Below are 25,004 nucleotides of genomic sequence, written 5' to 3' on the forward strand. Positions count from 1 at the left end.
CCAGCCCTTCCCTCGCGTCCGCCGCGGCTTCTGCTGTCGGTGTGCCGTCGTCGTGCCGTCTGCTGTGCCGTCGCTCTTCGACACCTTCGACAACGCAGCGCACCGGAATGTCAGGCAGGGTCATCACGCGGCCCACCCGTCCGGCCACTCCACGTCAGCAACACGCCTCACATTCCGACGGGTTGCCTTGTCGTACTCATGAGGCGCACGCGTCACCCAGCGAGCAGGACACCCAGGAGCAACCAGAGAGCGGATTTCTGCGCAAAGTCTCTCGAACCGTTCACAAAACGTGGAGGCGATGGATGGTGGCAGTCGAGTACACCCCCTACGACGAGCAGCTCAACATTGATCCCTACCCCCTGTATGCGCAGCTCCGGGAGCAGGCGCCGGTCTTCCGCAACGAGGACCTGGACATCTGGGTACTGTCGCGGCACGCCGACGTCGATGCCGCGTTACGGGACCCGGCGGGTTACTCCAGCGCCAACGGACCCGTCCTCGACCCGGCCATCTGGGGGCCGGACGCGCACAAGATGATGTCCTTCAGCGCCATGGACGCGCCCGACCACACCCTCACGCGCGCCCTGGTCTCGCCGGTGTTCAACCCGCGGCGGGTCGCCGCGATGGAGCCGCGGCTGCGGGAGATCGTGCGCGGTCACCTCGACCCGGCGCTGCGGCGCGAGCGGTTCGACTTCATTGCGGACGTGGCGGCCACGGTCCCGATGGACGTGATCTCCGAGCTGCTCGGCGTCCCCGAGGACGACAGGGCCGACGCCCGCCGGCTGATCAACCTCGGCTTCTACCGGCCGCCGGGTGCCCGCGACATGACGCCGGAGAACGCGCAGGCGATGGGCGCGCTGGCCGGCTACTTCGTGCGGTGGGTCGAGGAGCGGCGCCGCAAGCCCGCGGGCGACCTGCTGACAACGTTGGCGCAGGCGACCGTCGACGACGTGCCGCTGACCGACCCGCAGATCATCGCCCTGCTGGGCCTGCTGGTCACGGCGGGCTACGAGACCAGCCTGCGGCTGCTGGGCAACGCCTGGTACTGGGCGTGGCGCAACCCCGAGCAGCGCGCCCACGCCTTCGACGGCGGGATCACCGACTGGGTCGAGGAGACCCTGCGCTACGACAACCCCGTGCAGTACGTGCTGCGTACGCTCACCGAGGAGCGCACCCTGCACGGCGTCACGCTGCCCGCGGGCGCCCGCGTCCTGCTGCTGATCGCGTCCGCCAACCGCGACGGCGACGTCTTCCCGGACGCCGAGACCTACGACCTGAGCCGCGGCGAGACGCACCGGGCGATCAGCTTCGGCGGCGGCCCGCACTTCTGCATCGGCGCCCCGCTGGCCCGCCTGGAGAGCCGCATCATCCTGGAGGAGCTGGCCTCCCGGGTCGAGGAGTACGAGATCGACCAGGACGAGACCGTCCGGGTCTACACCACCAACATCCGTGGGTTCTCCTCGCTGCCCACCACGATCAAGCTCCGCTGACCACGCTCCGCTGACCGGTGAGGTGACCGCAATGAAATTCGGCGTATCGACATTCGTGACCGACGAGAGCATCGCGCCCGACGCGCTCGGGGCGGCGTTGGAGGAGCGGGGGTTCAACTCGCTGTACGTGACCGAGCACTCGCACATCCCGGTCAGCAGGGAGACGCCCTTCCCCGGCGGAGTCGACCTGCCCCCGATGTACTACCGCACCTTCGACCCCATCGTGGCGCTGACCGCCGCGGCCGTCGTCACCGAGCGGCTGCAACTCGGCACGGGCATCGCGCTGATACCGCAGCGCGACCCGATCCTCTTCGCCAAGGAGATGGCCTCGCTCGACCAGGTGTCGGGCGGCCGGGCGATCCTCGGCATAGGCGCCGGATGGAACCGGGAGGAGATGCGCGACCACGGCACGGACCCGCGCACCCGGATGGCGCTGATGCGCGAGCGGGTGCTGGCGATGAAGGAGCTGTGGACGCAGGAGAAGGCCGAATTCCACGGCAAGTACGTGGACTTCCCGCCCGCCTACTCCTGGCCCAAGCCGCTGCACCCGATACCGGTGATCGTCGGCGGCTGGGGTCCCGGCACCTTCGACCGGGTCCTGGAGTACGGCGACGGCTGGTTCCCCTACGCCGCCGACCCGGTGGTGCTCGCCGCCGCCGTCTCCGAGCTGCGCGAACGCGCGGGCCGGCCGCTGCAGATCGTGCTGCACGCGGCGGCGCCCGAAGCGAAGGCCGTCGCGGCCTTCACGGAGGCCGGCGTGGACGAGATCACCTTCAACCTGCCCGTCGAGCCGCACGACGAGACGCTGCGCAACCTCGACACGATGGCGGAGCTGATCGGCTGACGCTGGATACGCGGAACGCCCCGGCCCTGGGAGGGCCGGGGCGTTCCGCATACGGGGAAGAAAAGAAGGTCCAGGCGGTCAGTCGAGGTCGTCGGGAGCGGGGGCGTGCTGCATCAGGCCGGCCTCGCCGGCCGTCCAGCCGCCGTCCACGCAGATGTCCGCGCCCGTGGTGTAGGTGGCCGCGTCGGATATCAGGAAGGCGACCGCCTCCCCGACCTCGGCGGGCAGCCCGACCCGGCCCAGCGGGGAGGGCGGGAACTTGCCCTCGCCCGGCTGCACACCGCGGGCCGCGGTCATGGGGGTGTACATCAGGCCGGGGTGGACGGAGTTCACCCGGATGCGGTAGCGGCCGAACTCCACCGCCGCCATCTTGGTGAGCCCGCGGGCGCCCCACTTGGACACCCCGTAGCCGGCGGTCATGGGGTGCCCGGACAGACCGGTCGCGGAGCCGATGTTGACGATCGAGCCGCCGCCCGCGCGGCGCATCGGCCCGACCACCGCCTTCAGCCCGAGGAAGACGCCGGTCAGGTTGACCTTCATGACCTGCTCGAACTTCTCCAGCGTCTCGTGCTCGATCAGCGACCAGGTGTCGATCCCGGCGTTGTTGACCAGGCCGTCCAGCCGGCCGTGGCGGTCGACGGTCGCCTCGACCACCGACCGCCAGCCGTCCTCGCTGGTCACGTCGTGGCGCAGGAAGACCCCGCCGACCTCGGCGGCGGCCTTCTCGCCCTCCTCGCCGTCCCGGCCGGTGAGCACCACGCTGGCACCCTCACGGGCCAGGCAGGCAGCCGTCGCCACGCCGAGTCCGCCGGAGCCGCCGGTCACGATCACTACCTTGCCCTGCAGACCAGACATGGTCGTCGTCCCTTCTGGTGTTCACACGGTGGACCGGCAGAAACGGAAGGCCCCGGGGTCAGAAGCCGATGGCCTCTCGGACCAGCAGGACGGTGCCGCGTCCGGGCATGGGCTCCTTGTTCAGCACGAGCAGCCGGTTGACGGAGCTGGGCACCCCGTAGACCTTCATGGCGCGCTCGGTCTCCAGCGGCAGGCAGTACTCCTCGATGCGGCGCAGCGCGGTGTCCAGGTCCGGCACCACCTTCTGCGCTCCGACGACCCAGATGGCCTTGGGCGCGGCGCCCGAGTAGCCGGCCAGCTGGCTGCCGCTGGCCGAGGCGACGACGAGCGAGCCGCTCTCGGTGACCGCGGAGACGCTGCCCACGATGACGTCCGGCACCGCGAGCAGCCGCCAGATGTCGGACAGCTGGGTGGCGCGGTCCATGGTGCCGCTGCGCGCCTTGACGGAGTCGTACCGCCCGCTGGTGTTGATGTCGTCGTCGATACCGGACAGCCGCAGCGTCTCGCTGGCCCCGGTGAAGACGAGGGCGCCCTCGGGGATCAGCTCCTTGACGCGCTCGCGGGCGGCCTCGGCGTCGTCGAGGATCTCGACGGCGAAGTTCTTCTCCTTCAGGGCGGTGGCCACGCGCTCCAGGAGCTCGGCGGGCGCCGGTTCTGTGAACGGTGTGGCCGGAACCTGGGTGGTCATGGTGCCTCCTGAGCTTCCTGCTTGCTTGTTGTGTGTATGTCCCTCACCACTACGACAGGACAGCCCGCCGAAATGTCAGGTGCGCTGCCCCGAGGCGGGTGCCTTATGTCGGCCGGTGTCCGTGATGTCCGGCGGCGGGGGCTATTCGACCCGCAGGACCGCGACGCTCCACTGGAAGCCGAGGCCCTCGGAGATCATCAGGATGGTGTCGCCGCTCTTGCAGCGGCCCTGGTCCACGAGGTACGAGAGGGCGCTGAACTGGTCGGCGCCGCCGGTGTGGCCGGTGACGGCACTGTGGTCCCAGGTGGTGCGGGAGATCGGGATGCCCAGCGGGTCGAGGTAGTTCCGGTACAGGAACGGCTCCCCGATGGCCGGTACGAGGACGTGGTCCACGTCGGCGAGGTCGACACCCGCGGGCGCGAGGACCGCGTCGAGGGTGGCCCGCAGGCCGCCGCGCAGCCGGGGCAGGACCTGGTCGGTGCCCATGCGGGTGGTGAGGAAGGCGCGGGCGCGGGCGGTGATGTCGACCGGTGTGCGGTCGGAGGGGACCTCGGCGTGGATGCCGCTGAGGTTCGGGTCGGTCAGGGTCGCCGCGGAGATGAGCCGGGCGAATCCGGCCTCGCGGCTGAGGACGACGGCGGCGGCGCCGTCGGCGAATATGTAGCCGACCTCGGTGTTGAAGCGGTCGATGTGCGGTTGCCGCCAGACGTCGCCCGCCACGACCAGGGCGGCGCGCTCCTGCGAGTGCAGCATCCGCAGGGCCGCGAGGACCAGGGCGTTGATGCTGGCCACGCAGCCGCCGGACAGCTCGGTGGCGAAGGCGACCGGCGCTCCCACGGCCTCGGCGATGCCGGTGGCCATGTTGTAGAGCCGGGGGCGGGTGTACGGGAAGACGTTCGCGAAGAGCACCGCGCCGATGTCGGTCGCGGGTAAGCCGGCGCGGCTGACGGCCGAGGAGGCCGCGGCGGTGACGAGGTCGAACAGGCTGGTCGACTCGTCGGCGACGCTGACCGTGCTCATCCCGGTGACCTTGGCGTTCTCCTCCGGGATCAGCCCGTCGCGCACCGCGTCGGCGAGGGGTAAGCCCGGGGGGATCTCGGCTGCGGCGGACGCGATGTAGAGGGCGGGACCCGACGTGAAGTCGGTGGCCGTGGGGCTTCCGGCAGCGAAGGGAGGCGGTGCCGGAACATGCGAAGTCATCGTGCCTCCAGGCAGGTCGAGTGCGGCAGCCTCGGGCAGGTTGCCGAAGTCGGGCTGCGGAATCAAGTGCGCCTGGCAGGCAATATGTTGCTACGCCGGTCCGCCCGGTGGGTGCCGCGTCCGGGCGGCGGGGCTCAGAGCAGCGTCAGGCCCCAGGTCTGCAGCGCGTACGGGCGGCCCTTCTCCTCGCCCTCGATCAGGGGGACGTCGAGGCGTTCGAAACCGGCCTTGGCGGCGACCGCGATGCTGGCCGCGTTCTCCGCCTCCAGCTCCAGGATCACCTGGGAGGCGCCCAGTTGCCCGGCGGCGTAGGCTGCCATCACCCGCACCGCCCGTACCGCCAGCCCCTGGCCGCGGTGCGCGGGGCCGATGGCGTACCCGATCTCGGTGCCCTCGGGGGCGCGGCGCAGCATCACCTCGCCCAGCGGTGCACCGCCGTCGAGGGTGACGGCCAGCAGGACGGCGACGCCCTCGGCCCGCAGTTTGCGGGCGCGCTCCAGCCGGGTGCGGGCGGCGGCGTCGTCGAAGGGCGAGACGATGGGCGTCCAGTACGCGATGTCGGGGTGGTCGAACAGGCCCGGCATCGCGGGCAGGTCCGCCTCCGTCCAGTCGCGCAGGACCAGGCCCTCCCCGGTCAGCTCGATCCGGTCGGGGAAGGGCGACGCGGTGCCGCTCATGGTGGGACCTCCTGGGCTGTTCCGGACGAGGCAGACTAACCTCCCTGCGGCTCTTTGTGCTGCTCATGCCGTTGCTCATGCTTTTGCTCATGCCTTGTCCTAGGCTTCCGGGGAAGGCGCCGAGGCGCGCGGGGGGCGAGGCGAGAGGCCGGTGGCACCGGAGCCGATGGCAGGACCTGAAGCCGCGGACCCGGCGGCGGCCGGGCGGGAGCGGACCGCGCGGTCGCGTGCGGGCGGCACATGGGACTCGGCGCTGTCGGCGCAGGAGTTCGCGGCCGTCGAGAGCGTCGGCTTCGACCCGGTCGGGCAGGTGCTGGGCACCGCCGTCTTCCAGATCGGCTACACCGGTGCGTGGGACTGCGCCGGTCCCTGGCAGACCGCGGGGATCCCCGACCTGTCGTCCTCGCGATGGGCGCCGTACGCGCCCCTGGTGCGGGTGCTGTACACCGCACGCAGGACCGTCGTGGGCCGTGCCGCCTCCGAGTGCCGGGCGCTGGGCGGCGACGGGGTCGTCGGGCTGACCCTGCGGATGCGCGAATTCCCTTCCGGCGGCGTGGAGTTCACGGCACTGGGCACGGCGGTACGCGCCCGGTCGCGCACCCGGCCGCACCGCGTCTTCACCTCGCACCTGGGCGGGCAGGACTTCGCCCGGCTGATCATCGGCGGCTGGGTGCCCACCGGGCTGGCCTTCGGCATCAGCATCGCCGCGCTGCACGGCGACCTGGCCCTCAGGCGGCAGACCCGGTGGACGGCCGGCAACCAGGAGGTCGACGGCTACACCCGGCTGATCACCTACGCCCGCCGCGACGCGCGCACCCAGCTGGCCCGCAACGCGGCGGCCAACGGCGGCGACGGCGTGGTGGTCGAGGCGATGCAGCTGCAGGTGCGCGACCGCCCGTGCAGCCAGGGTGCACACGACCATGTCGCGGAGGCGGTCTTCGCCGGCACCTCCGTCGCCCGGTTCGGCCGCCAGGGGCGGCGTAGCGGACCGGGGCCACTGACCATCATGAGACTGGAGCGGGGGAGCGGGAATGGCTGAGCGGTCCACAGGCGCCGGGGCGCCCGGGTCGGGGGCGTTGGCTGCGGCGGGTGTGCCGGAGGACGCGATGCGGCGGCTGTCGCAGCTGCGGCCCGGGCAGGCGGGCGGCCTGTTCACCTCCGACCTGACGGTGAACGAGTTCCTGCTGGTCCGCGAGGCGGGCTTCCGCCCGCTCGGCCTGGTGCTCGGCTCGTCGATCTACCACGTCGGCATCCAGATCGGCCGCTGGTCGAAGAACCAGGAGCTGACCAAGCTCTCCCAGGCGATGTACCACGCGAGGGAGCTGGCGATGAGCCGGATGGAGGCGGAAGCGGCGGAGCTGGGCGCCGACGGCGTCGTCGGGGTGCGACTGGACGTCGAGATCAAGGAGTTCGGCTCCGACATCGTGGAGTTCATCGCGGTGGGCACCGCGGTCAAGGCGGACGGCGCGGACCCCGGGCACACCGGGAGCTGGCTCAACAACAAGGGCAGGCCCTTCACGTCCGACCTGTCCGGCCAGGACTTCTGGACCCTGATCCGGGCCGGCTACGCGCCGCTGGACATGGTCATGGGAAGCTGCGTCTACCACGTGGCGCACCAGCGGGTGGGCCAGGCGTTCGCCAACGCCGGCCGCAACGTGGAGGTCGAGCAGTTCACCCAGGCCCTGTATGACGCCCGGGAGCTGGCGATGAGCCGCATGCAGGCCGAGGCGGAGGCGCTGGCGGCCGAGGGGATCGTCGCGGTGCAGCTGCGCCAGCACTCGCACAGCTGGGGGCCGCACACCACCGAGTTCTTCGCGATCGGCACGGCGGTGCGCCCGCTGCGGGACGACCACGTCATCGAGCGCCCCACGATGGTGCTGAGCCTTGACGCCTGAGAGGTGGAAGCCATGACGGAACGGGAAGTCGACCTGCTGGCCGCGGCCCTGCGGCAGGACAGCGCGGACCTCGGCCTGTACGCCAGGGTGCTGTCGGTGAACCTGGCGGACTGGCTGCCGCCCGGCGCGGTGCAGGTCAGGCGGCGCCGTTCGGTGGCGGACCGGATGGCGGGCCGCGAGGGCACGGTCACCGAGCTGGACGTCGCGCTCGGCGAGCAGCGGCTGGCGCTGCGGCTGGACCGGGAGCGGGTGGTCGCCGAGATCCGCAAGGAGGTGCGTGCCGTCGTGCTCTCCCGGCGCGAGGTGCCGCTGGACGAGTGGATCGGCGCCCTCGCCCGCGCCCTTGCGGAGGCCGCCGCCACCAACGCGCGCGCCCGCGAGGCGGTCGAGCGCTTCCTGAGCTGACCCGGCCGGCGGGACCGGCGGGGGGAACTGACGTGCGGTCAGGTCGGGACCACCCCTCTTCCGCCGCCTCCGACCTGGTCTAGGGTCGGAAGATCGGTGCGGGACCGCGGCGGGACCGCGGGGTGATCCTGGGGGGGACATGACCGCTCAACTGGCGCAGACCGCGCCGCCGGCCGGCGGCGCCGGGCGGTCGCGCGGGGCGCGGTGCGCCGCGCTGCTCGGCCTGGCGGTGACCGGGGCCGCGGTCTCGGTCGTCCCGGTGCTGGGGGTCCAGGGGTGGCTGAACGACTCGGGCCTGCCCTTCGGGCTGGTCGGCGCCGCGGCCGTCGTGCTGGTGGGCCTGCTGGTGGCAGTGCCGCTGCTGCTGCCGGCCTTCCGCGGGGTGCGGCGCACCTGGGGCCGCGACCTGCGGCCGATGCTGGGCCGGGTGCTGCTGGCCGACACGGTGGCGATGCTGCTGCTCGCCCGGCTGCTGCCCTTCCGCTGGGGAGTGCTCAGCTGCCTGGTCTTCTGCCTGCCGGCGCTGTGCGTGGCCTGGGCGGCGGTCGTCCGCACCCGCAGTGCGGTGCCGGTGGCCGTCGTCGCGCTGGCCCTGGTGTACGCCGTCGCCGTACCGGTGCGCGGCCTGCAGCAGCACGTGGTCGTCCGGCAGTGGATGCGGACCGAGGCCGTACCGTCCAGGGCGCTGGCGCAGGTGGTCGTCCTGCCGGGGATGGCGCAGGAGCGCTACACCTGGGACGGCACACGGCTGACCGCGCTCTTCGGCGTCCCCGCGGGCCCGATGGACGCCTGGCTGGGCGCCGAGCAGGTCACGCTCGGCAGCACCGACCCCTGCGGCCCGCTGCTGGACGCCCAGGGCGACACGACAGGGACTGTGTCCCCGCCGTGCGTGCAGGACGGCCCCGGCCTGTGGTTCCGCGGTACGTCGCAGGAGGCCGTCGGGTACGTCCTGCAGCGCGGCGGTGTGACGATCGCGCTGACCGGGGGCGTATGGGCGCAGGGCGAGGAGTCCGACGCGGCATACGCGGCACGCAGGAGGGCGGCGCTGCGCGAGGTGATCCTCGCGGCCCACACCGCGACGGACGCCGAACTGGCCTCGCGCGTCCGCCCCGGGCACCCGGACCTGCTGGAGGGCCTGCTGCGGTGAGCGGCGGAGCGCTGCGGCTCACTTCGTGAACGTGCCCCGGTGGACGGTCACCGCGCCCTCGGACAGCGCGATGGCGTAGTTGAGCATGCGGGTGGGGCCGTCGGCCAGCAGTGCGGGCAGCGCGACCGCCGGCGGGGCGGTGGCGAGCCGCTTGCCCAGGGCGGTGAACCACTCGCCGACCCACGCGGTGTCGTCCGACCACTCGACGAGGTCGAAGCCCGCCGCCTCGATGGTGCGGCACAGCGCGTCGCCGGTGGTCAGGAAGCTGTCGCTGCCGTCGAGCGACCAGGGCAGCGGGAGCTGCGGGGGCGTGCTCCTGCGGCCCTGGCAGACCTCGAAGACCGCGAGCCGGGCGCCGGGGCGCAGGTGGGCGGCGATGTCGGTGTAGAAGGCCCGCTTGTCGGCCACGTTCATCTGGACGTGCACGGTCAGGGCGGCGTCGAAGCCGCCCTCGGCGAGGTCGGCCACCGGAGTGTGCACGAAGCGGACCCGGTCGGACAGGTCCGCGGCGGCGGTCAGCTCGGCGGCCGCGGCCACGTAGGCGGCGGTGATGTCGATGCCCACGACGCCGCAGCCGGTGGTGCGGGCGATCTGCCGCGCCGGACCGCCGAAGCCCGAGCCGACGTCGAGCGCGGTCATCCCGGGTCCGAGCCGCAGCCCCGGGATCAGCCGGTCGACCGCCTGCGGCCCGCCGGCGTGGAACTGGTCGATGCCGTCCAGCTCCTGCCGGCTGAGCTTCGCCACGTCCTGCCCGGCCAGCTGCTCGACGGTGCGGACGATGTCGGATTCGGTGTAGGTCATGGCGCGGCCTCCAGGGCTGGGTGGATTGCCATGGATGTCAAACTAAAGTGGCAGCTTGAGAAAATCAAGCGAGATCCGCTACCCTGGACCCATGAAGAGCTACCACCAGTACTGCTCCGTCGCCCGCGCCCTGGACGTCGTCGGCGACCGGTGGGTGCTGCTCATCGTGCGCGAGCTGCTGGCGCTCGGGCCGAGCCGCTACACCGACCTCAGGCGCGGCCTGCCGGGGATCGCCACCAACCTGCTCGCCGACCGGCTCAAGGCCATGGAGGCCGACGGCCTGGTCGAGCGCTACGAGGCCCCGCCGCCGGTCGCCGCCACCCTCATCCGGCTCACCGACCGCGGCCGGGAACTGGAGGGTGTGCTGCGGGAGCTGGCCGAATGGGGGCTGGCGAGCATGCCGTCGGGTCCCGGCGCCGGGGACGCGGTGCAGCCGCACTGGTCGGCGCTCGCGTGGGCGCTGCTGCCCGGCCGCCCCTCCCCCGACACCGAAGTCGTCGTCCGGATCGACTCCGAGGGCGAGTCGCTGCGCATGGTCCTGCGGCCCGGCGGCGACTTCGAGATCCACCGCGGGTCCGCACCCGGCGCCGACGTCACCCTCACCGGTGCCTCCATGCTCGTCGGCGCGGTGGTGTCAGGGCTGCTGACCCCGCAGGCCGCGACCGGCCTCGGGCTGGCGATCGACGACCCGCGCGGGCTGCTGCCGAGCCTGGTGGCCGCGGAGGCCTGAGCCGCGGCAGTCCCGGTGGCCCAGGCAGCCGCTCCGCCGCGGGTACGCCGCCGAGGCCGCTGCCCGGATGCGCCACCATGAGGGCATGGCGACCACCATCACGCTCGTCCGGGGCGACATCACCGAGCAGCACGCCGACGCCGTCGTCAACGCGGCCAACTCCTCGCTGCTCGGCGGCGGCGGTGTCGACGGCGCCATCCACCGGCGGGGCGGCCCGGAGATCCTGGCCGCCTGCCGCGAGCTGCGGGCCGGGCACTACGGCAAGGGTCTGCCGGTGGGCCAGGCCGTCGCCACCCGCGCCGGGCGGCTCGCCGCACGCTGGGTCATCCACACGGTGGGTCCCGTGTGGTCGGCGGAGGAGGACCGCTCGGCACAGCTCGCCTCCTGCTACCGCGAGTCGCTGCGCGTCGCCGACGAGCTGGGCGCCTCCTCGGTGGCCTTCCCCGCCGTGTCCACCGGCATCTACGGCTGGCCGATGGACGACGGCGCCCGTATCGCGCTGGCGGCCGTGCGCGCTGCCGACACCGCCGTCACCGACGTGCGGTTCGTGCTCTACGACGAGACCGCCTACGCCGTGTTCGCCGGGCTCGCGGACGGCTGAGGAGGGGCTGAACCCGCGGTCAGCCCATGGACTTCGCGCCGTCCAGGGACTCGCGGATGATGTCGGCGTGGCCGGCGTGCTGGGCGGTCTCCGCGATGATGTGCATCATCACCCGGCGGGCCGACCAGCTCGCGCCCGGCTCGAACCAGGGGGCCTGCGGCAGCGGCTGCGCCGCGTCGAGGCTGGGCAGGGTGCGGACCAGCTCGTCTGTGCGCGCGGCCACCTCGTCGTACGCGGCGAGCACACCGGCCAGCGTGTCGCCGGGCAGCATGTTGAACTCGTCCAGCCTGGCCTGCCAGTCGGCCTCGGTCATGTCGTCCGCGTCGCGCATCGCCGACGGGCCGTCCACGACGAAGGCGGCCCAGTTCCGCTCGACGGCCGTCACGTGCTTGACCAGGCCGCCCAGGCACAGGGCGCTCGCGGTGGTGCGCAGCCCGGCCTGCTCGTCGGTGAGGTCGCGGGTGGTGAAGCGCAGGAAGTGCCGGTGCTTGGCCAGCATCTCCAGCAGGTCGGTGCGCTCACCGCTCAGGGCCGCGGGGGAGGTGGTGGTGCCCTGCTCGTTCTCGATCGTCCTGCCGCTCATGGTCTGCGCCTCTCGCTCGGGGGGTTCCGCCGTCGAGTACCACGCTAGGTGCCGATGCGGTCAGCTTCTGTCCTGAACTGCCGGGCGGCGCCGTTCTGCCCACCGCACGGCGGGAGCCATCGCGGCGCCGGCGGCGGCGAAGAGTCCGGCGGGCACGGCCCAGCCCGCCGGCCCGTGCGCGAGGGCCGTGGCGGTGACGACAGCCGGGCCGACCATGAAGCCCGCGGACGAGCCCGCGTTGAAGACGCCCTGGTAGGCGCCGGTCGCCGCGGGGTCGGCGAGGTCGTAGCTGAGCAGCCAGCCGCCGGCCTGCGACAGCACCTCGCCCGCGGTCTGCAGGACGACCGCCGCCAGCAGCACCAGCGCGGCCGCCGCCGCCGGAAGCCCGTGGCTGGCCGCGATGACCGCACAGGACGCGGCCAGCAGCAGCCCCGAGGTGCGGCACGCGCGCGCCGCGGAACGCGGATCGTGCGTCCCGCGGGTGGCTCGCACCTGGAAGGCCACCACCAGCACGGTGTTGAGGATCATCGCCCCGGCGACGACCGCCCGCGGTGCCTCGGTCTCCCGCACGACCCACAGCGGTATGCCGACGCTGAAGACCGCGAACTGCACGGCGAGCACCGCGTTGAGCCCGGTGACCAGCAGATACGGACCGTCCCGCAGCGCACCGCCGCGCCGGGCGGCGGGCGCGGGCGCCGTCTCCGCGTCGTCCGGGGCGCGGCCGGCGAGCGGGATGCCGGGGAGCATGGCGGCCACCGCGACGAAGGACGCCGCATTGGCCAGGATCACCGTGTCGTACGCGGTGCGGGTGTCGGCCTGGAGGGCGAGTGCGGCCAGTGCCGCGCCCGCGCCGATGCCGACGTTGGTGACCGCCCGCAGGTAGGCGCGGCCCGCGACGCGGGTGGCGCGGGGGAGGGTGTCGGCGTAGAGGGCGTTGCGCACCGCGGCCGAGGCGCTGTTCACCGCGGTCTCCGCGCACACCACGACCAGGAAGACCGCGAAGCCGTGCACCAGGGTGTAGGCGGCCATGCCCGCGGCCTGCACGAGGGACAGCACGACGAGCACCCGGCGGCTGCCCCAGCGGTCGGCGGCCCGGCCCGCGGGCACGCTCGCCGCGATGGCGCACAGTCCCGCGGCCGTCAGCCCCGTGCCGACCCGGCCGACGGAGATGCCCGCGACGCGTGTGAAGTACAGGGCGCTGACCGTCATGAACAGGCCGGTGCCGAAGGTGTTGACGAGCACCGTCCAGGACAGCCGGCGCACCACCGGGTCGGGGTGGAGGCCGCGGCGGGGTGCTGCGGGCGGGCCGGCCTTGGCGGCGGCTGAGGTCATGGCCCCATCCCAACGGCTCCCCGCGGGGGCGGGAACTGATTTAGCCTGGCGCTCAATGATCCGCTTCCGCCTCGGCCTCGCCGACCTCGCCTCGACCTCCTTCGCCTGCTCGGCGCTGCTGGAGGCGGTGCTGAGCCTGCGCATGTGGGAGCACCCGGGCCACTACGTCGAGCAGACGCCGTGGTTCCGCGGGATGCGGCAGGACTTCGACGCGCTGGAGGGCCGCGACCTGCTGCTGTCGCTGGTCGCCTCCAACCGCTTCACCCCGGACTTCCTCACCCCGCGCCCCACCACCGTGTGGCCGGACTTCCAGGACGAGCTGGCCGCGCTGGTGGCCACGCCCGCGGCCGCCGTGCGGCCCGACCTGGAGCGGGCCTTCCTGCCGCACGACCGCGTCGTGCCCGCGCCGCTGGCGTACGGCTTCGAGGACCCTGCGGGCCTGCTGGGGCGGATCGCGGACGCGCTGGCCGAGTACTGGGACCGCTGCCTGGCCCCTGCGTGGTGGCCGCGCGCCCGGTCGGTGCTGCAGGCCGACCTGGTCCACCGGGCACGGATGCTGGCAGAGGGCGGCGCCGACGCCCTCTTCGCCGACCTCGCCCACCGGTTGCACTGGCGGGACGGCGAGCTGTCCATCCACTGGGAGCGCCCGCTGGCGCTGCCCCGCGACGAAGTCGACGTGGACGGGCGGGGGTTGGTGCTGGTCCCGACCTGCTTCGCGCGCGGCGCCAGCACCTTCATCGACCCGGGCGAGACCCCCGTCATCACCTACCCGGCGCGCGGCCGCGCCACGATGGCCGAGAACCTGCACCCGCCGCCGCCGGGCCCCGCACTGGCCCGGCTGCTCGGCGTACCCCGCGCCCGGCTGCTGCTGCTCCTGGACGAGCCGTCGTCCACCACGGAGCTGGCCCGCCGCCTCGGCGTCACCGCGGGCGCGGTCAGCCAGCACCTGCGGGTCCTGCACGACGCCCGGCTGCTGAACCGCGCCCGCCACGGCCGGGTGGTCCTCTACGCCCGCAGCGCCCTGGGCGACAGCCTGTGCGGCTGATTCCCGGGGCGCCCAAGTCCCGCTGCCGCAGCGGCGATACGGGCAAAGGGCAGCCGCGCCCGCACCCCCGTGTGGAATGCTCGGAGGCCGACGCCGATACCTGGACCGTGAGGACTGCCGTCGTGGACAGAAGGGTGTTCGTCAGCTCCACCGGCGACCGGAGCCTCGACGCCAGGCGCCGGGCGGTGAAGGCCGCGATCGTCGCGGAGATCCGGGCGGCGGGCTACTCCCCCGAGGCCTTCTGGGAGTTGGGGCGGGCTGCCGACCTGCACTGGAACTTCGACAACGTCGACCAGGTCATGCGCTCCTGCGTCGGTGCGGTGATGATCGGGTTCCCGCGCTGGACGCTGTCGCAGCCGGACGCGTCCGCCCGGCTCGTCGGCGAGTACAACCACTACGACACCGCGGTGGCCCGCACTCTCGGGCTGCCGATGATGCTGATCGTCGAGCAGGGCGTTGAGGAGCGGGCGGCCACCTGGCCGGGCGCGAGCCGCACCGTCCTGACCCGGCTGCCCGAGGACGCGACCGCCGACTGGACGCGCAGCGAGGAATTCCGGCGGCGCTTCACCGGGTGGCTGGGCGAGATGGGCCGGCGCAGCGACGTCTTCCTCGGCTACTGCAGCAAGAGCCGCGGCATCGCGGCGCAGATCAACCTGCTGCTGACCCGGCACGGGGCGACCGTGCACGACTGGGCGGTGGACTTCCGCAGCGGCGCCTCGATCCTCGGCGAGATCGAGCGCGCCCGCGCCACCTGCACCGCGGGGATCTTCCTCTTCACCGAGGACGACCCGCTCGACGGTGTCGCGGGCGGCGCGGCGCCGCGCGACAACGTGGTCTTCGAAGCAGGGCACTTCATCGCCTCCAAGGGCAAGGAGCGCTGCCTGATCATCCGGGTGGGCGACGCGAAGATGCCCGCCGACCTCGGCGGCACGATCTACCTCCGGCTGGCCGAGGGCGCCCCGGTGGACGCGATCGAGAGCCGCGTGCAGCGCTTCCTCGACGGCAACCTCTAGCGGGGGAGAGGGGCAGATGCCGCGCTACCTCACCTACGGCGAAGCGGTCTCCACCGAGCCGACACCGCCCGACGACGTGCTGTGGGTCGCCCACCGGATCAGCGAACTGCCCGCCTTCCAGGGCGGGTCGGCGGTCCTGTGCGGTTCGGTCGCCTGGGGCAGGCCGACCTCGCGCAGCGACATCGACGTCGCCGTCTTCCGCGCCCCGGGCACGACCGGGCTCGACGAGGGCGTCGCCGACGTCCTGCGCATATACACCGAGCAGGTGCAGGGACGGCACGCGGTCCCGCAGGTCGACGTCATCGAGATCGGGGCCGAGTCCGAGCGGCTGGTCACCCGGGAGAACCTGGTCACCGGCAGCATGCCCATCACCTCGCTGCGGACCGAGCGCGAGGTCTTCGACGCCACCGGGCTGCGCTTCCACGACCACATCGGGGCGCTGGCCGCGGCCAAGGGCGAGCCCTGGCAGGCCTTCCACACCGCCTACCTGGCCGGGGTGCCGCGCGACAAGAAGACCAGGACCCGGCAGATCAGGGACTACGCCATGTCGTTCGCGACGCAGTGGCGCGGCCAGCCGCTGCGGTCGATGCGCTACGGAGAGCCGGACGCGGGGCAGTTGAAGCTGATGGGCTTCGCGCAGAATTTCCCCGTCCACCTGATGCGGCAGATCCTCGCGCACCGGGCCGCCTACCCGGCCCCCGACCGGGCCGACGACGTGCTGGCCGCCTTCGGCAGGCTGCGCGGCCACCGCTTCGACGGCATCCGGGCCGCGCTCCGGCCCTTCCTGCAACTGGACGCCGCCTACGCGGCGCTCACTGACAGGTGCCGTGAACGGCCGCCGCAGCTCGCCCGGGAGGACTACTACCGCGGGCTGCTCGCGCTGTTCGGCGGGCTGCCCTTCGACGCGGTGGAGGAGGCCGTCTGGGCCTACCTCGGCGACGTCAAGCCCCGGCGCGGAGGCCGCCCGTCATGACCGAGCCCGTACGCCGCATCCTCGTCGTCGGCACCACCGGGAGCGGAAAGACCACGGTGGCGGGGGAGTTGGCCCGCCTCGGCGGCCTCCCGCACACCGAACTCGACACCCTGCGCTACGAGCGGGACTGGCGCGAGGTCGCCACCACCGACTTCTGCGAGCAGGTCGCGGCCATCGCGGCCACAAACGCGTGGATCATCGACGGGAACTACGCGGCCGTACGCCAGCTGACCTGGAGCCGCGCGCAGCTCGTGGTGTGGCTGGACTACCCGCTGCCGGTCATCTTCCGCCGCCTGCTCCGGCGTACGCTGCGCCGCCTGGCCACCCGGTCCAACGCGGAGGCCCGCAACCCCGAGCGCCTCGGCAGGCTCTTCGGCCGCCGCTCCATCCTGCTGTGGGCGCTGCGCTCGCACGCACCGCTGCGCCAGGAGTACGAACTGGCCGCCGCCGCCCGCACCGGCGACCTGCCGCGCATCGCCCGCCACCGCTCGGCGGCGGAGACCGACCGCTGGCTGCGCGGCCTGGCGGCGGACCTGGCCGGCGCTCCCCCGCCGGGCGGCGGCATCGGTCCCGCGGACGGGTGACTTGCGGCAACCCGCTGGACATCCCCGGTGTGCTGCTGTCGACGCTGAGCCCGATGTGCGCCGGACGGGCGGCGGGACCGGCTTTCGTGGTCGCCCGGGCGCGCGCGGCGCCGCATCCCGTTTTCGCCCCCTCCGGGGGCGCCGCGGGTGTCGGACCCCGCCGCTACAGTGCGGCCCATGCGGATCGACAGGCGCTTCCCCGTGCCGGACTGCCTGGCCGGCGGGGACACGGCTCTGCGCCATGCCGGCGGGCTGCGGGCGCTGCTGGAGGCCGAGGGCGTCGGCTGCTTCGTGGGCTGCCTGCTGCCGCTGCGGCTGACCGGGGGCTTCACGCTGGTCGTCGGGACGTGGCTGCGCGTCGGCGAGGCCGAGTTCGGGCGGGCGCAGGCGAGTTGGGAGTCCTACGACTACGAGCAGCTGGTCCTCGCCGGGACGCTGGCCAACGCGGTGCCGCCCTTCGGTGACGACCTGCTGCACGCGCCGGTGCTCACCGGGGTGCGGGACCGGGACGAACTCCCTTACGTCACCGGCTCCGAGCGTGCCGACGTGGCCCGCATCCTGGCCACCACCTGGGACCGCGACGACGTCCTCGGCCGGGCGGACCCCGGCCCGGCACCCCCCGACGGGCACCGGACCGGGGCGGGCGGGGAGGTCAGAAGCCGATGGCCTCGCGCAGCAGGATGACGGTGGCCCGGCCGGGGAAGGGCTCCGCGTTCATGATGAGCAGCCGGTTGATGTGGCTGGGCTTGCCGTAGACGGCCTGGGCGCGCACGTTCTCCAGCGGGAGGGTGTGCTCCTCCAGGCGGCGCATCGCGGTGTCGAGGTCGGGGACGACCTTCTGCGCGCCGACGATCCAGATGGCTTTGCCGGCGCCGCCTGAGTACGGCGGGAGCTGGCTGCCGCTGGCCGACGCGACGACCATCGACCCGGTCTCGGTCACCGCGGCGACGCTGCCGATCACGACGTCGGGGCTGGCCAGCAGCCGGCGGATCTCGTCGGCCTGGGTGGCCCGGTCCATGCCGAGGACGACCGGCTTGAGCGCCTCGTAGCGCCCGCTGGTGTTGATGTCCTCCTCGATGCCGGACAGCCGGGTGGTCTCGCTGGCCGACGTGAAGACGGTGGCGCCCTCGGGGATCAGCTCCCGCACGCGGGCGCGGGCCGCGGTGGCGTCGTCGAGGATCTCCACGGCGAAGCCGTGTTCCGCCAGCGCGGCCGCCGTCCGCTCCAGGCGCTCCTCCGACACGGGGTCGGCGAAGAGGGTGGTGGGAACTTGCGAAGTCACGATGTCTCTCCTGGACCTGTCGTCATGGGGTGAGTCACGGGGTGAATCGTGGTTCGGGTCGTGCTTCCAGCCGTGGTTCGGGACGTGGTGCGAGCCGTGCTCCGGGTCGTGGGGGGCACGCGTGGCGCCGTCCGGCGCGGGGAGGAAGAGCGTCGCGGTGAACGACGGTCACCCACGCGTGCCCCGGCCGCCTGTCGGCGGCCCTTCGGTGCCGGGCGCGGTTCGGGAGGCCTGGGCAGACGTCGGCGCAGGTACAGGCGCAGGCGCATGGCAGGTGCGACGCTGGACGACTGGACTGGTCATCGTGCTGCGCGGCTTCCTCTTCGCGGACGGCGGTTTCCTCTCACCCTTCCGACCGCGTAGCCCCCCGGAATGTCAGGCCGCGCACGTCGGATGCGTCCGCGGCCGGTTTCCGCCCTCACCTTCCGGCCGTCACGTTTCGGCGGGCGGGGTTGTCGTGAGGGGGTGGGCACGCCGCGACCGAGGGAGCCGTCGACACCATGAGGACCCGATCCGAGCCGGAGAGCGGCCGGCGCGAGACCGGCCCGGGCGAGACCGGCCCGGCAGACCCCCGCCTGGACGCGATCATGAAGGAGCGGCGCCGGCTGATCAACCTGGCCTACCGCCTGCTCGGTTCACTGGCCGAGGCCGAGGACGCCGTCCAGGAGACGTACACCCGCTGGTTCGCCATGTCCCGCCGCAGGCAGGACGCCGTCGAGTCGCCCGGCGCCTGGCTGACGACGGTGGCCAGCCGGATCTGCCTGGACATGCTCGGCTCCGCGCGGGCGCGCAGGGAGAGCTACGTCGGCGAGTGGATTCCCGAGCCGCTGCCCGAGCACACGCAAGGCGCCGCAACGGCCGACCCGGCCGACCGCGTCACCCTCGACGAGTCGGTCAACATGGCCTTCCTGGTCGTCCTGGAGTCGATGACCCCGGCCGAGCGGGTCGCCTTCATACTCCACGACGTCTTCCGCTACCCCTTCGCGGAGATCGCCGAGATCACCGGCCGTACGCCCGGTGCCTGCCGCCAGTTGGCCTCCTCTGCCCGGCAGCGCATCAGGGCCGAGCGCGCGTCGGCCACCCCGGCGGCCGAACAGGCGGGCATCGTCAGGGAGTTCAAGCAGGCCTGGGAGGCCAAGGACATCGAGGCGCTGGTCGGCCTGCTCGACCCCGGCGCCACCCTCATCGCCGACAGTGGGGGCCTGGCCGCCGCGATCCTGCACCCCGTCGAGGGCGGACCGCAGGTGGCCCAGGCCCATATCGACATCGCCCGCGCGGCCCCGCACCTGACCTTCACCGAGCGCACGGTCAACGGCCGGCCCGGCCTGATCGCCCAGCACGACGGCGTGACGGTCACCGTCTACGCCTTCCACCTGGCCGACCACCGCATCACCCGCATCTGGGCGGTCCGCAACCCCGAAAAACTCCGCGCCTGGACCCTCGCCCCGGCGGGCTAGGCGGGCGCCTGGGCCGGTGCCCGGGTGCAGGACGGGCACAGGCCGCGGTAGGTGACCTCGGCCGCCGCGACCGTGAAACCGAAGCGCTCCTCGACGGGGAGGTCGGTCAGCGGGTCGCGGGTGGGGTGGACGTCGCGGACCGTGCCGCAGGTGGAGCAGACCAGGTGGTGGTGCGGGTGGTGGGCGTTCGGGTCGTAGCGCCGCGCGCGGCCGTCGGTGGCCACCTCTATGACCTCGCCGAGCGAGACCAGCTCGCCGAGCGTGTTGTAGACCGTCGCCCGGGAGATCTCCGGGAGCAGCAGCGCCGCCCTGGCGTGCACCTCGTCGGCCGTCAGGTGCACGTGGTCGCCGTCGAGGACCTGTGCGACGACACGCCGCTGGGAGGTCATCCGCCAGCCGCGCCCTCGCAGTCTTTCCAGCAGGTCACTCATGTCGGCCCACCTGTCGCCTGTTCGTTCTTTCGATTTCCCGGGATACCAGGACCTTAGCAGCGGGCACCCGTTTTTCGACGGTGTGTGCAGTTGGCCCGCTTCTTGACTTGGATTGTGTCCATCGTAGGATCGGTTCCGGCGGTAGCCAAGGGACACAACGACTCCGGTACGGCGACCGACCGCACGTGACCCGCCTGGTCCGGAAGGATTTCCATGACTGAGAACCACGACGCCATCGTCACCGACCCCAAGACGGAGACGCAGAGCGCGGGGGGCTGCCCGGTTCCGCACGCGGCCCGTGCGCCGCACCCGACGCAGGGCGGTGGCAACCGCGGGTGGTGGCCGGAACGCCTCAACGTCAAGATCCTGGCCAAGAACCCCGCCGTGTCCAACCCGCTCGGCGAGGACTTCGACTACGCCGCCGCCTTCAAGACCCTCGACCTGGCGGCCGTGAAGGCGGACATCGCCGAGACCCTCACCACCTCGCAGGACTGGTGGCCGGCCGACTACGGCAACTACGGCCCGTTCATCATCCGGATGGCGTGGCACAGCGCGGGCACGTACCGCATCAGCGACGGCCGCGGCGGCGCCGGCGCCGGGCAGCAGCGCTTCGCGCCGCTCAACAGCTGGCCCGACAACGCCAACCTCGACAAGGCCCGCCGCCTGCTGTGGCCGGTCAAGAAGAAGTACGGCCAGTCCCTGTCCTGGGCCGACCTGCTGGTGCTGGCCGGCAACGTCGCCCTGGAGCAGATGGGCTTCGAGACCTTCGGCTACGGCGGCGGCCGCGCCGACGTCTGGGAGCCCGAGGAGGACGTCTACTGGGGTCCCGAGACCACCTGGCTCGGCGACGAGCGCTACACCGGCGACCGCGAGCTGGAGAACCCGCTCGGCGCGGTCCAGATGGGCCTGATCTACGTCAACCCCGAAGGCCCCAACGGCAACCCGGACCCGCTGGCCTCCGCCCGCGACATCCGCGAGACCTTCCGCCGGATGGCGATGAACGACGAGGAGACCGTCGCCCTCATCGCCGGCGGCCACACCTTCGGCAAGACCCACGGAGCCGGCCCCGCCGACAGCGTCGGCGACGACCCCGAGGCCGCCTCGATCGAGCAGCAGGGCCTGGGCTGGCGCAGCTCCTACGGCACCGGCAAGGGCGGCGACACGATCACCAGCGGCCTCGAGGGCGCCTGGACCGACACCCCCACCACCTGGAACAACCGCTTCTTCGAGATCCTCTTCGGCTACGAGTGGGAGCTGACCCAGAGCCCCGCGGGCGCCAACCAGTGGAAGCCCAAGGACGGCGCGGGCGCCGGCACCGTGCCGGACGCGCACGACCCGGCCAAGACGCACGCCCCGACGATGCTCACCACCGACCTGGCACTGCGCATCGACCCGGCCTACGAGCAGATCTCCCGCCGCTTCCTGGAGAACCCGACGGAGTTCGCCGACGCCTTCGCCCGCGCGTGGTTCAAGCTGACCCACCGCGACATGGGCCCCGTGGTGCGCTACCTCGGCCCCGAGGTCCCCAGCGAGGTCCTGGTGTGGCAGGACCCGGTACCCGCGGTCTCGCACCCGCTGGTGGACGCCGCCGACGTGGCCGCGCTCAAGGAGCGCATCCTCGCCTCCGGCCTCACCGTCGCCCAGCTGGTGTCCACCGCGTGGGCGTCGGCCTCCACCTTCCGCGGCAGCGACAAGCGCGGCGGCGCCAACGGCGCCCGCATCCGCCTCGAACCGCAGAGCGGCTGGGAGGTCAACGGCCCCGACGAGCTGGCCTCGGTGCTGCGCACCCTGGAAGGCGTCAAGGACGCCTTCGACGCCGGGCAGAGCGGCGGCAAGCAGATCTCGCTCGCCGACCTGATCGTGCTGGCCGGCGGTGTGGGCGTCGAGAAGGCCGCCGAGGACGCCGGTGTCACGGTCGAGGTGCCCTTCACCCCGGGCCGCACCGACGCATCGCAGGACCAGACCGACGTCGAGTCCTTCGCGGCCCTGGAGCCCACCTCCGACGGCTTCCGCAACTACGTCGGCAAGGGCAACCGGCTGCCGGCCGAGTACCTGCTGCTCGACCGGGCCAACCTGCTCACCCTCAGCGCCCCCGAGATGACCGTCCTGGTCGGCGGCCTGCGGGTGCTCGGCGCCAACCACGGGAAGTCCTCGCACGGCGTGCTGACCGCCACCCCCGGCACGCTGACCAACGACTTCTTCGTCAACCTGCTCGACCTGGGCACCACCTGGGCGCCCACCGCGCAGGACGCCGGCGTCTTCGAGGGCCGCGACGCGGCCACCGGCCAGGCCAGGTGGACCGGCACCCGCGCCGACCTGGTCTTCGGCTCGAACTCCGAGCTGCGCGCGGTCGCCGAGGTCTACGCGAGCGACGACGCGAAGGAGAAGTTCGTGAACGACTTCGTCGCCGCGTGGGTCAAGGTCATGGAGCTGGACCGCTTCGACCTGGTCTGAGCGCCGGTCCCCGCCGTACGGCCCGAGGGCGGCCCCGCAGTCCGTGAGCGGACTGCGGGGCCGCCCTCCGCCGTGCCGGGGTCAGTAGCCCGAGCCCGGGTTCGTCGTGGTCGCGGTGGTGATCGTCTTGCCGTCGGTGCCGACCACGTACCACTTGGCGCCGAAGTTGTTCAGGCCCTGCCCGTTGACGTCGCCGGGGTTGCGGTCGCCGGCGAAGCGGTACAGCGGGTGGCCGTTGTACGTCACCTGGTTGGTGCCCTGGGAGCGCTCGCTGGTCGACAGCAGCTTGCTCTGGACACCGCCGGCGCCGGTCGGCTTGTTCTTCACCACCAGGGGCGGCCAGGCGGCGGCGCAGGCGCCCGTGCAGGTCGACTTCGAGGTCTTGTCGGCCTCGAAGAAGTACAGGGTGAGGTTCTTGTCGTTGACGAGGATCTTGCCCAGCGACACCTGCTTGGTGGTGACCGTCGGGGGAGCGGTCTTCGCCGCCTCCTGCAGCGCCACCGACGCCGGAGGGGACGCGGTCCCCCCGTCGGACGCGGCGCTGGGGCTGCTGCTCCCTGAACAGGCGGACGCCGCGACGGCGGCGAAGGCCGTACCCGCCAGGGCGGCGATGACTCGGACGTGGGGCCTCACGGCTACTCCTCGGATCCTCGGCTGGGGCGCCCGTGGCGGGCGGCGGGCGGCCCGCCTCGCCGGGGCCGCACCACCACCCACTACACGCCGCCGCCCACCCTCCGGCCACACGGGAGCGCCGTCCGGGGCATGCGCTTCAGCTGCCGCCGGCCCGGGGCTTGGCCCGTACGTGCATACGCTCGCCCTGCCGGCCGAACAGGCTCAGGACCTCGGCAGGCCCGCCGCCGGTCGCGCTGAACCAGTGCGGCAGCCGGGTGTCGAACTCCGCCGCCTCCCCCGGCTCCAGCGTCAGGTCGTGCTCGGCCAGCACCAGCCGCAGCTTGCCGTCCAGCACGTACAGCCACTCGTAGCCCTCGTGCGTGCGCAGCTCCGGCTCGCTGCCGCGGTCCGGCACGATCATCTTGTACGCCTGCAGCGGCCCGGGCCCGCGGGACAGCGGTACGACGGTGCCGCCGAACGGCATCGTCCGCGGCGCCATCCGCACCCGGGGGTCGCCGACCTCCGGCGCCCCGACCAGGTCGTCCAGCGGTACGCGGTAGGCCGCGGCCAGCGGCAGCAGCAGTTCCAGGCTCGGGCGGCGGTGGCCCGACTCCAGCCGGGACAGGGTGCTCTTGGAGATGCCGGTCGTCTCCGACAGGGCAGCCAGCGTCAGCTTGCGCTGGGCGCGCAGCCGCTTCAGGCGGGGGCCGACCTCGTCCAGTACGGCCTGGTGGTCGCGGTGGGGTGCCGGTGTTTCCATAACGGCAACAATAGTTGCCGAACGCGTGAGGTGCGGGGCACGCTGCCCGGCATGAGCGCTGACGCAACCACGCACGGAAACCACGCCGGGCACGGGCACGGGCACGGCCATGGGCATGGCCACGGCCACCAGACCGACATCGACTGGGAGGCAATGGCCGACACCCTGGAGAACGCCGGTGAACTGCGGCTCCCCGTCCTGCGGGCCACCGCGGCCCGGCTGCGGGAACTCCTCGGCCCCGGCCACGAGGTCCGCCGCATCCTCGACGCCGGCAGCGGGCCCGGCGTGATGACCTGCGTCCTCGCCGAGGAGTTCCCCACCGCGGAGGTCGTCGCCGTCGACGGCACCCAGGCCCTGCTCGACCGGACGCTGGCCCGGGCAGAACGGCTCGGCCTCGGCGGCCGGGTCACCGTACGGCACGCCGACCTGCCCGACGGGCTCGACGCAGGGCTCGGCACCGCCGACGTCGTCTGGAGCAGCATGGCCGTCCACCACCTCGGCGACCAGCAGGGCGCGCTCGACGCCCTCGCCGGCGTGCTGCGGCCCGGGGGCGTGCTCGCCGTCGCCGAGGGCGGGCTGCCCATGCGGTTCCTGCCGCGGGACATCGGTCTCGGCGCGCCCGGAATCCAGGCACGCCTGGACGCCGTGCAGGAGGAGTGGTTCGCCCTCATGCGCTCCGAGCTGCCGGGTTACGTCCCCGCCGTCGACGACTGGCCCGCCATGCTGGCGGCGGCCGGCCTGACCGAGGTGACGTCCTTCACCCGCGTCCTCGACATCCCCGCCCCCCTCCCCACCCCCGCCCGCACCTACCTCGCGTCCTACCTGACCCGCATCCGCGACACCGCGACGGAGTCCCTTCCCCCGTCCGACCTCACCACCCTCGACGCCCTCCTCTCCCCCTCCGCCCCGACGAGCATCCTCCACCGCCCGGACGCCTTCCTCCTCTCCCCGACCACGATCTTCGCGGGCCTCCGCCCGTCCTAGCCCCCACGGCGGTCACGCACCAGGCCGCGCCGTCCCCCGCGCCCCTGGACAGGTGCCCTCTGGGCGGAGGGTGAGCGTCTTTGGGCCGCGGGGCTGCACCTGATCTGCGGCTGTCACCGCGTGGGCGCGCTCAGCCCCCACGCGCGCGGGTGGTCACCGACCCG

General features: G+C 73.1%; 27 protein-coding genes. 16 read left to right on the top strand and 11 right to left on the bottom strand.

The window, feature by feature from the left end:
• Positions 1–302: 302 nt before the first annotated feature.
• Together JT723_RS32980 and JT723_RS32985 are read left to right on the top strand one after the other, a co-directional pair.
• Entirely contained in the window at positions 303–1,487 is a 1,185-nt protein-coding gene (locus JT723_RS32980; RefSeq protein WP_205048557.1) for a cytochrome P450, read from the top strand.
• A gap of 31 nt (positions 1,488–1,518) precedes the next feature.
• Positions 1,519–2,331 (top strand): LLM class F420-dependent oxidoreductase, encoded by an 813-nt coding sequence (locus tag JT723_RS32985; RefSeq protein WP_205048558.1) that lies wholly within the window; start codon positions 1,519–1,521, stop codon positions 2,329–2,331.
• 78 nt (positions 2,332–2,409) lie between these two features.
• Here the strand turns inward: JT723_RS32985 and JT723_RS32990 are convergent, their stop codons facing one another.
• The 4 genes from JT723_RS32990 to JT723_RS33005 all read right to left on the bottom strand — a co-directional run bounded on the left by JT723_RS32990 (position 2,410) and on the right by JT723_RS33005 (position 5,751).
• Complete coding sequence (locus JT723_RS32990; protein WP_205048559.1) at positions 2,410–3,186, bottom strand: glucose 1-dehydrogenase; 777 nt, start codon at positions 3,184–3,186, stop codon at positions 2,410–2,412.
• A 58-nt stretch (positions 3,187–3,244) separates the two neighbouring features.
• Positions 3,245–3,874, bottom strand: coding sequence for an LUD domain-containing protein (locus JT723_RS32995; RefSeq protein ID WP_205048560.1), 630 nt, complete (start codon positions 3,872–3,874; stop codon positions 3,245–3,247).
• Between the two features lie 141 nt (positions 3,875–4,015).
• Positions 4,016–5,074, bottom strand: coding sequence for a ketoacyl-ACP synthase III family protein (locus JT723_RS33000; protein ID WP_205048561.1), 1,059 nt, complete (start codon positions 5,072–5,074; stop codon positions 4,016–4,018).
• Positions 5,075–5,208: 134 nt separating this feature from the next.
• On the bottom strand, positions 5,209–5,751 hold the full coding sequence (locus JT723_RS33005) for a GNAT family N-acetyltransferase (RefSeq protein ID WP_205048562.1): 543 nt from the start codon (positions 5,749–5,751) through the stop codon (positions 5,209–5,211).
• 166 nt (positions 5,752–5,917) lie between these two features.
• Here JT723_RS33005 and JT723_RS33010 point away from each other — a divergent pair, with 166 nt between their 5' ends.
• The 4 genes from JT723_RS33010 to JT723_RS33025 all read left to right on the top strand — a co-directional run bounded on the left by JT723_RS33010 (position 5,918) and on the right by JT723_RS33025 (position 9,198).
• On the top strand, positions 5,918–6,790 hold the full coding sequence (locus JT723_RS33010) for a heavy metal-binding domain-containing protein (RefSeq protein ID WP_205048563.1): 873 nt from the start codon (positions 5,918–5,920) through the stop codon (positions 6,788–6,790).
• Positions 6,783–7,646 carry a heavy metal-binding domain-containing protein gene (locus JT723_RS33015; RefSeq protein ID WP_205048564.1) on the top strand — a complete coding sequence of 288 codons (864 nt, stop codon included), beginning with the start codon at positions 6,783–6,785 and terminating at the stop codon, positions 7,644–7,646. The genes JT723_RS33010 and JT723_RS33015 overlap by 8 nt, the downstream gene beginning before the upstream one ends.
• 12 nt (positions 7,647–7,658) lie before the next feature.
• A complete protein-coding gene (locus JT723_RS33020) occupies positions 7,659–8,051 on the top strand; it encodes a hypothetical protein (protein WP_205048565.1) in 393 nt (130 codons plus the stop codon).
• 139 nt (positions 8,052–8,190) lie between these two features.
• The gene (locus JT723_RS33025; RefSeq protein WP_205048566.1) at positions 8,191–9,198 is read left to right on the top strand and encodes a hypothetical protein; all 1,008 of its coding nucleotides are present in this window, start codon (positions 8,191–8,193) and stop codon (positions 9,196–9,198) included.
• 18 nt (positions 9,199–9,216) lie between these two features.
• Here the strand turns inward: JT723_RS33025 and JT723_RS33030 are convergent, their stop codons facing one another.
• Positions 9,217–9,999: an SAM-dependent methyltransferase gene (locus tag JT723_RS33030; RefSeq protein WP_205048567.1), complete on the bottom strand. Its 783-nt coding sequence runs from the start codon at positions 9,997–9,999 to the stop codon at positions 9,217–9,219.
• Between the two features lie 91 nt (positions 10,000–10,090).
• Between JT723_RS33030 and JT723_RS33035 the strand changes: the two genes are divergently transcribed.
• Entirely contained in the window at positions 10,091–10,729 is a 639-nt protein-coding gene (locus JT723_RS33035; protein WP_205048568.1) for a winged helix-turn-helix transcriptional regulator, read from the top strand.
• A gap of 85 nt (positions 10,730–10,814) precedes the next feature.
• Positions 10,815–11,330, top strand: a complete 516-nt coding sequence (locus JT723_RS33040; RefSeq protein ID WP_205048569.1) for an O-acetyl-ADP-ribose deacetylase — start codon at positions 10,815–10,817, stop codon at positions 11,328–11,330.
• A gap of 19 nt (positions 11,331–11,349) precedes the next feature.
• Here JT723_RS33040 and JT723_RS33045 read toward each other — a convergent pair whose 3' ends face one another.
• Together JT723_RS33045 and JT723_RS33050 are read right to left on the bottom strand one after the other, a co-directional pair.
• On the bottom strand, positions 11,350–11,913 hold the full coding sequence (locus JT723_RS33045) for a DinB family protein (protein ID WP_205048570.1): 564 nt from the start codon (positions 11,911–11,913) through the stop codon (positions 11,350–11,352).
• A 60-nt stretch (positions 11,914–11,973) separates the two neighbouring features.
• On the bottom strand, positions 11,974–13,245 hold the full coding sequence (locus tag JT723_RS33050; RefSeq protein WP_205048571.1) for an MFS transporter: 1,272 nt from the start codon (positions 13,243–13,245) through the stop codon (positions 11,974–11,976).
• A gap of 55 nt (positions 13,246–13,300) precedes the next feature.
• Between JT723_RS33050 and JT723_RS33055 the strand changes: the two genes are divergently transcribed.
• The 5 genes from JT723_RS33055 to JT723_RS33075 all read left to right on the top strand — a co-directional run bounded on the left by JT723_RS33055 (position 13,301) and on the right by JT723_RS33075 (position 17,544).
• Positions 13,301–14,290 carry an ArsR/SmtB family transcription factor gene (locus tag JT723_RS33055; protein WP_205048572.1) on the top strand — a complete coding sequence of 330 codons (990 nt, stop codon included), beginning with the start codon at positions 13,301–13,303 and terminating at the stop codon, positions 14,288–14,290.
• 122 nt (positions 14,291–14,412) lie between these two features.
• Positions 14,413–15,303, top strand: coding sequence for a TIR domain-containing protein (locus JT723_RS36335; RefSeq protein WP_205048573.1), 891 nt, complete (start codon positions 14,413–14,415; stop codon positions 15,301–15,303).
• A gap of 16 nt (positions 15,304–15,319) precedes the next feature.
• Positions 15,320–16,276: a nucleotidyltransferase domain-containing protein gene (locus tag JT723_RS33065; RefSeq protein WP_205048574.1), complete on the top strand. Its 957-nt coding sequence runs from the start codon at positions 15,320–15,322 to the stop codon at positions 16,274–16,276.
• Positions 16,273–16,860, top strand: coding sequence for an AAA family ATPase (locus JT723_RS33070; RefSeq protein WP_205048575.1), 588 nt, complete (start codon positions 16,273–16,275; stop codon positions 16,858–16,860). Before JT723_RS33065 ends, JT723_RS33070 begins: the two co-directional genes overlap by 4 nt.
• A gap of 177 nt (positions 16,861–17,037) precedes the next feature.
• Positions 17,038–17,544, top strand: coding sequence for a hypothetical protein (locus JT723_RS33075; protein WP_205048576.1), 507 nt, complete (start codon positions 17,038–17,040; stop codon positions 17,542–17,544).
• Here the strand turns inward: JT723_RS33075 and JT723_RS33080 are convergent.
• A complete protein-coding gene (locus tag JT723_RS33080; protein ID WP_205048577.1) occupies positions 17,513–18,142 on the bottom strand; it encodes an LUD domain-containing protein in 630 nt (209 codons plus the stop codon). The genes JT723_RS33075 and JT723_RS33080 overlap by 32 nt on opposite strands.
• A 500-nt stretch (positions 18,143–18,642) precedes the next feature.
• Here JT723_RS33080 and sigJ point away from each other — a divergent pair, with 500 nt between their 5' ends.
• Entirely contained in the window at positions 18,643–19,599 is a 957-nt protein-coding gene (gene sigJ / locus JT723_RS33085; protein ID WP_205048578.1) for an RNA polymerase sigma factor SigJ, read from the top strand.
• Here sigJ and JT723_RS33090 read toward each other — a convergent pair.
• The gene (locus tag JT723_RS33090; RefSeq protein ID WP_205048579.1) at positions 19,596–20,030 is read right to left on the bottom strand and encodes a Fur family transcriptional regulator; all 435 of its coding nucleotides are present in this window, start codon (positions 20,028–20,030) and stop codon (positions 19,596–19,598) included. The genes sigJ and JT723_RS33090 overlap by 4 nt on opposite strands.
• Before the next feature lie 213 nt (positions 20,031–20,243).
• Here JT723_RS33090 and katG point away from each other — a divergent pair, with 213 nt between their 5' ends.
• Positions 20,244–22,484 (top strand): catalase/peroxidase HPI, encoded by a 2,241-nt coding sequence (gene katG, locus JT723_RS33095; RefSeq protein ID WP_205048580.1) that lies wholly within the window; start codon positions 20,244–20,246, stop codon positions 22,482–22,484.
• Between the two features lie 81 nt (positions 22,485–22,565).
• On the opposite strand, the gene JT723_RS33100 is transcribed toward katG, so the two are convergent.
• Entirely contained in the window at positions 22,566–23,117 is a 552-nt protein-coding gene (locus JT723_RS33100; protein ID WP_205048581.1) for a COG4315 family predicted lipoprotein, read from the bottom strand.
• A 136-nt stretch (positions 23,118–23,253) separates the two neighbouring features.
• Positions 23,254–23,856 carry a helix-turn-helix domain-containing protein gene (locus JT723_RS33105; RefSeq protein ID WP_205048582.1) on the bottom strand — a complete coding sequence of 201 codons (603 nt, stop codon included), beginning with the start codon at positions 23,854–23,856 and terminating at the stop codon, positions 23,254–23,256.
• A 51-nt stretch (positions 23,857–23,907) separates the two neighbouring features.
• Between JT723_RS33105 and JT723_RS33110 the strand changes: the two genes are divergently transcribed.
• Positions 23,908–24,840, top strand: a complete 933-nt coding sequence (locus JT723_RS33110) for a class I SAM-dependent methyltransferase (RefSeq protein ID WP_205048583.1) — start codon at positions 23,908–23,910, stop codon at positions 24,838–24,840.
• Positions 24,841–25,004: the final 164 nt, after the last annotated feature.

It is taken from the genome of Actinacidiphila bryophytorum, from assembly GCF_016916835.1.
GTDB lineage: Bacteria > Actinomycetota > Actinomycetes > Streptomycetales > Streptomycetaceae > Actinacidiphila > Actinacidiphila bryophytorum.

What these genes read in the sequence shown, in the direction of transcription:
- JT723_RS32980 (WP_205048557.1), top strand. Translation starts at nt 303, where the DNA reads ATGGTGGCAGTCGAGTACACCCCCTACGACGAGCAGCTCAACATTGAT.
- JT723_RS32985 (WP_205048558.1), top strand. Translation starts at nt 1,519, where the DNA reads ATGAAATTCGGCGTATCGACATTCGTGACCGACGAGAGCATCGCGCCC.
- JT723_RS32990 (WP_205048559.1), bottom strand. Translation starts at nt 3,186, where the DNA reads ATGTCTGGTCTGCAGGGCAAGGTAGTGATCGTGACCGGCGGCTCCGGC.
- JT723_RS32995 (WP_205048560.1), bottom strand. Translation starts at nt 3,874, where the DNA reads ATGACCACCCAGGTTCCGGCCACACCGTTCACAGAACCGGCGCCCGCC.
- JT723_RS33000 (WP_205048561.1), bottom strand. Translation starts at nt 5,074, where the DNA reads ATGACTTCGCATGTTCCGGCACCGCCTCCCTTCGCTGCCGGAAGCCCC.
- JT723_RS33005 (WP_205048562.1), bottom strand. Translation starts at nt 5,751, where the DNA reads ATGAGCGGCACCGCGTCGCCCTTCCCCGACCGGATCGAGCTGACCGGG.
- JT723_RS33010 (WP_205048563.1), top strand. Translation starts at nt 5,918, where the DNA reads ATGGCAGGACCTGAAGCCGCGGACCCGGCGGCGGCCGGGCGGGAGCGG.
- JT723_RS33015 (WP_205048564.1), top strand. Translation starts at nt 6,783, where the DNA reads ATGGCTGAGCGGTCCACAGGCGCCGGGGCGCCCGGGTCGGGGGCGTTG.
- JT723_RS33020 (WP_205048565.1), top strand. Translation starts at nt 7,659, where the DNA reads ATGACGGAACGGGAAGTCGACCTGCTGGCCGCGGCCCTGCGGCAGGAC.
- JT723_RS33025 (WP_205048566.1), top strand. Translation starts at nt 8,191, where the DNA reads ATGACCGCTCAACTGGCGCAGACCGCGCCGCCGGCCGGCGGCGCCGGG.
- JT723_RS33030 (WP_205048567.1), bottom strand. Translation starts at nt 9,999, where the DNA reads ATGACCTACACCGAATCCGACATCGTCCGCACCGTCGAGCAGCTGGCC.
- JT723_RS33035 (WP_205048568.1), top strand. Translation starts at nt 10,091, where the DNA reads ATGAAGAGCTACCACCAGTACTGCTCCGTCGCCCGCGCCCTGGACGTC.
- JT723_RS33040 (WP_205048569.1), top strand. Translation starts at nt 10,815, where the DNA reads ATGGCGACCACCATCACGCTCGTCCGGGGCGACATCACCGAGCAGCAC.
- JT723_RS33045 (WP_205048570.1), bottom strand. Translation starts at nt 11,913, where the DNA reads ATGAGCGGCAGGACGATCGAGAACGAGCAGGGCACCACCACCTCCCCC.
- JT723_RS33050 (WP_205048571.1), bottom strand. Translation starts at nt 13,245, where the DNA reads ATGACCTCAGCCGCCGCCAAGGCCGGCCCGCCCGCAGCACCCCGCCGC.
- JT723_RS33055 (WP_205048572.1), top strand. Translation starts at nt 13,301, where the DNA reads ATGATCCGCTTCCGCCTCGGCCTCGCCGACCTCGCCTCGACCTCCTTC.
- JT723_RS33065 (WP_205048574.1), top strand. Translation starts at nt 15,320, where the DNA reads ATGCCGCGCTACCTCACCTACGGCGAAGCGGTCTCCACCGAGCCGACA.
- JT723_RS33070 (WP_205048575.1), top strand. Translation starts at nt 16,273, where the DNA reads ATGACCGAGCCCGTACGCCGCATCCTCGTCGTCGGCACCACCGGGAGC.
- JT723_RS33075 (WP_205048576.1), top strand. Translation starts at nt 17,038, where the DNA reads ATGCGGATCGACAGGCGCTTCCCCGTGCCGGACTGCCTGGCCGGCGGG.
- sigJ (WP_205048578.1), top strand. Translation starts at nt 18,643, where the DNA reads ATGAGGACCCGATCCGAGCCGGAGAGCGGCCGGCGCGAGACCGGCCCG.
- JT723_RS33090 (WP_205048579.1), bottom strand. Translation starts at nt 20,030, where the DNA reads ATGAGTGACCTGCTGGAAAGACTGCGAGGGCGCGGCTGGCGGATGACC.
- katG (WP_205048580.1), top strand. Translation starts at nt 20,244, where the DNA reads ATGACTGAGAACCACGACGCCATCGTCACCGACCCCAAGACGGAGACG.
- JT723_RS33105 (WP_205048582.1), bottom strand. Translation starts at nt 23,856, where the DNA reads ATGGAAACACCGGCACCCCACCGCGACCACCAGGCCGTACTGGACGAG.
- JT723_RS33110 (WP_205048583.1), top strand. Translation starts at nt 23,908, where the DNA reads ATGAGCGCTGACGCAACCACGCACGGAAACCACGCCGGGCACGGGCAC.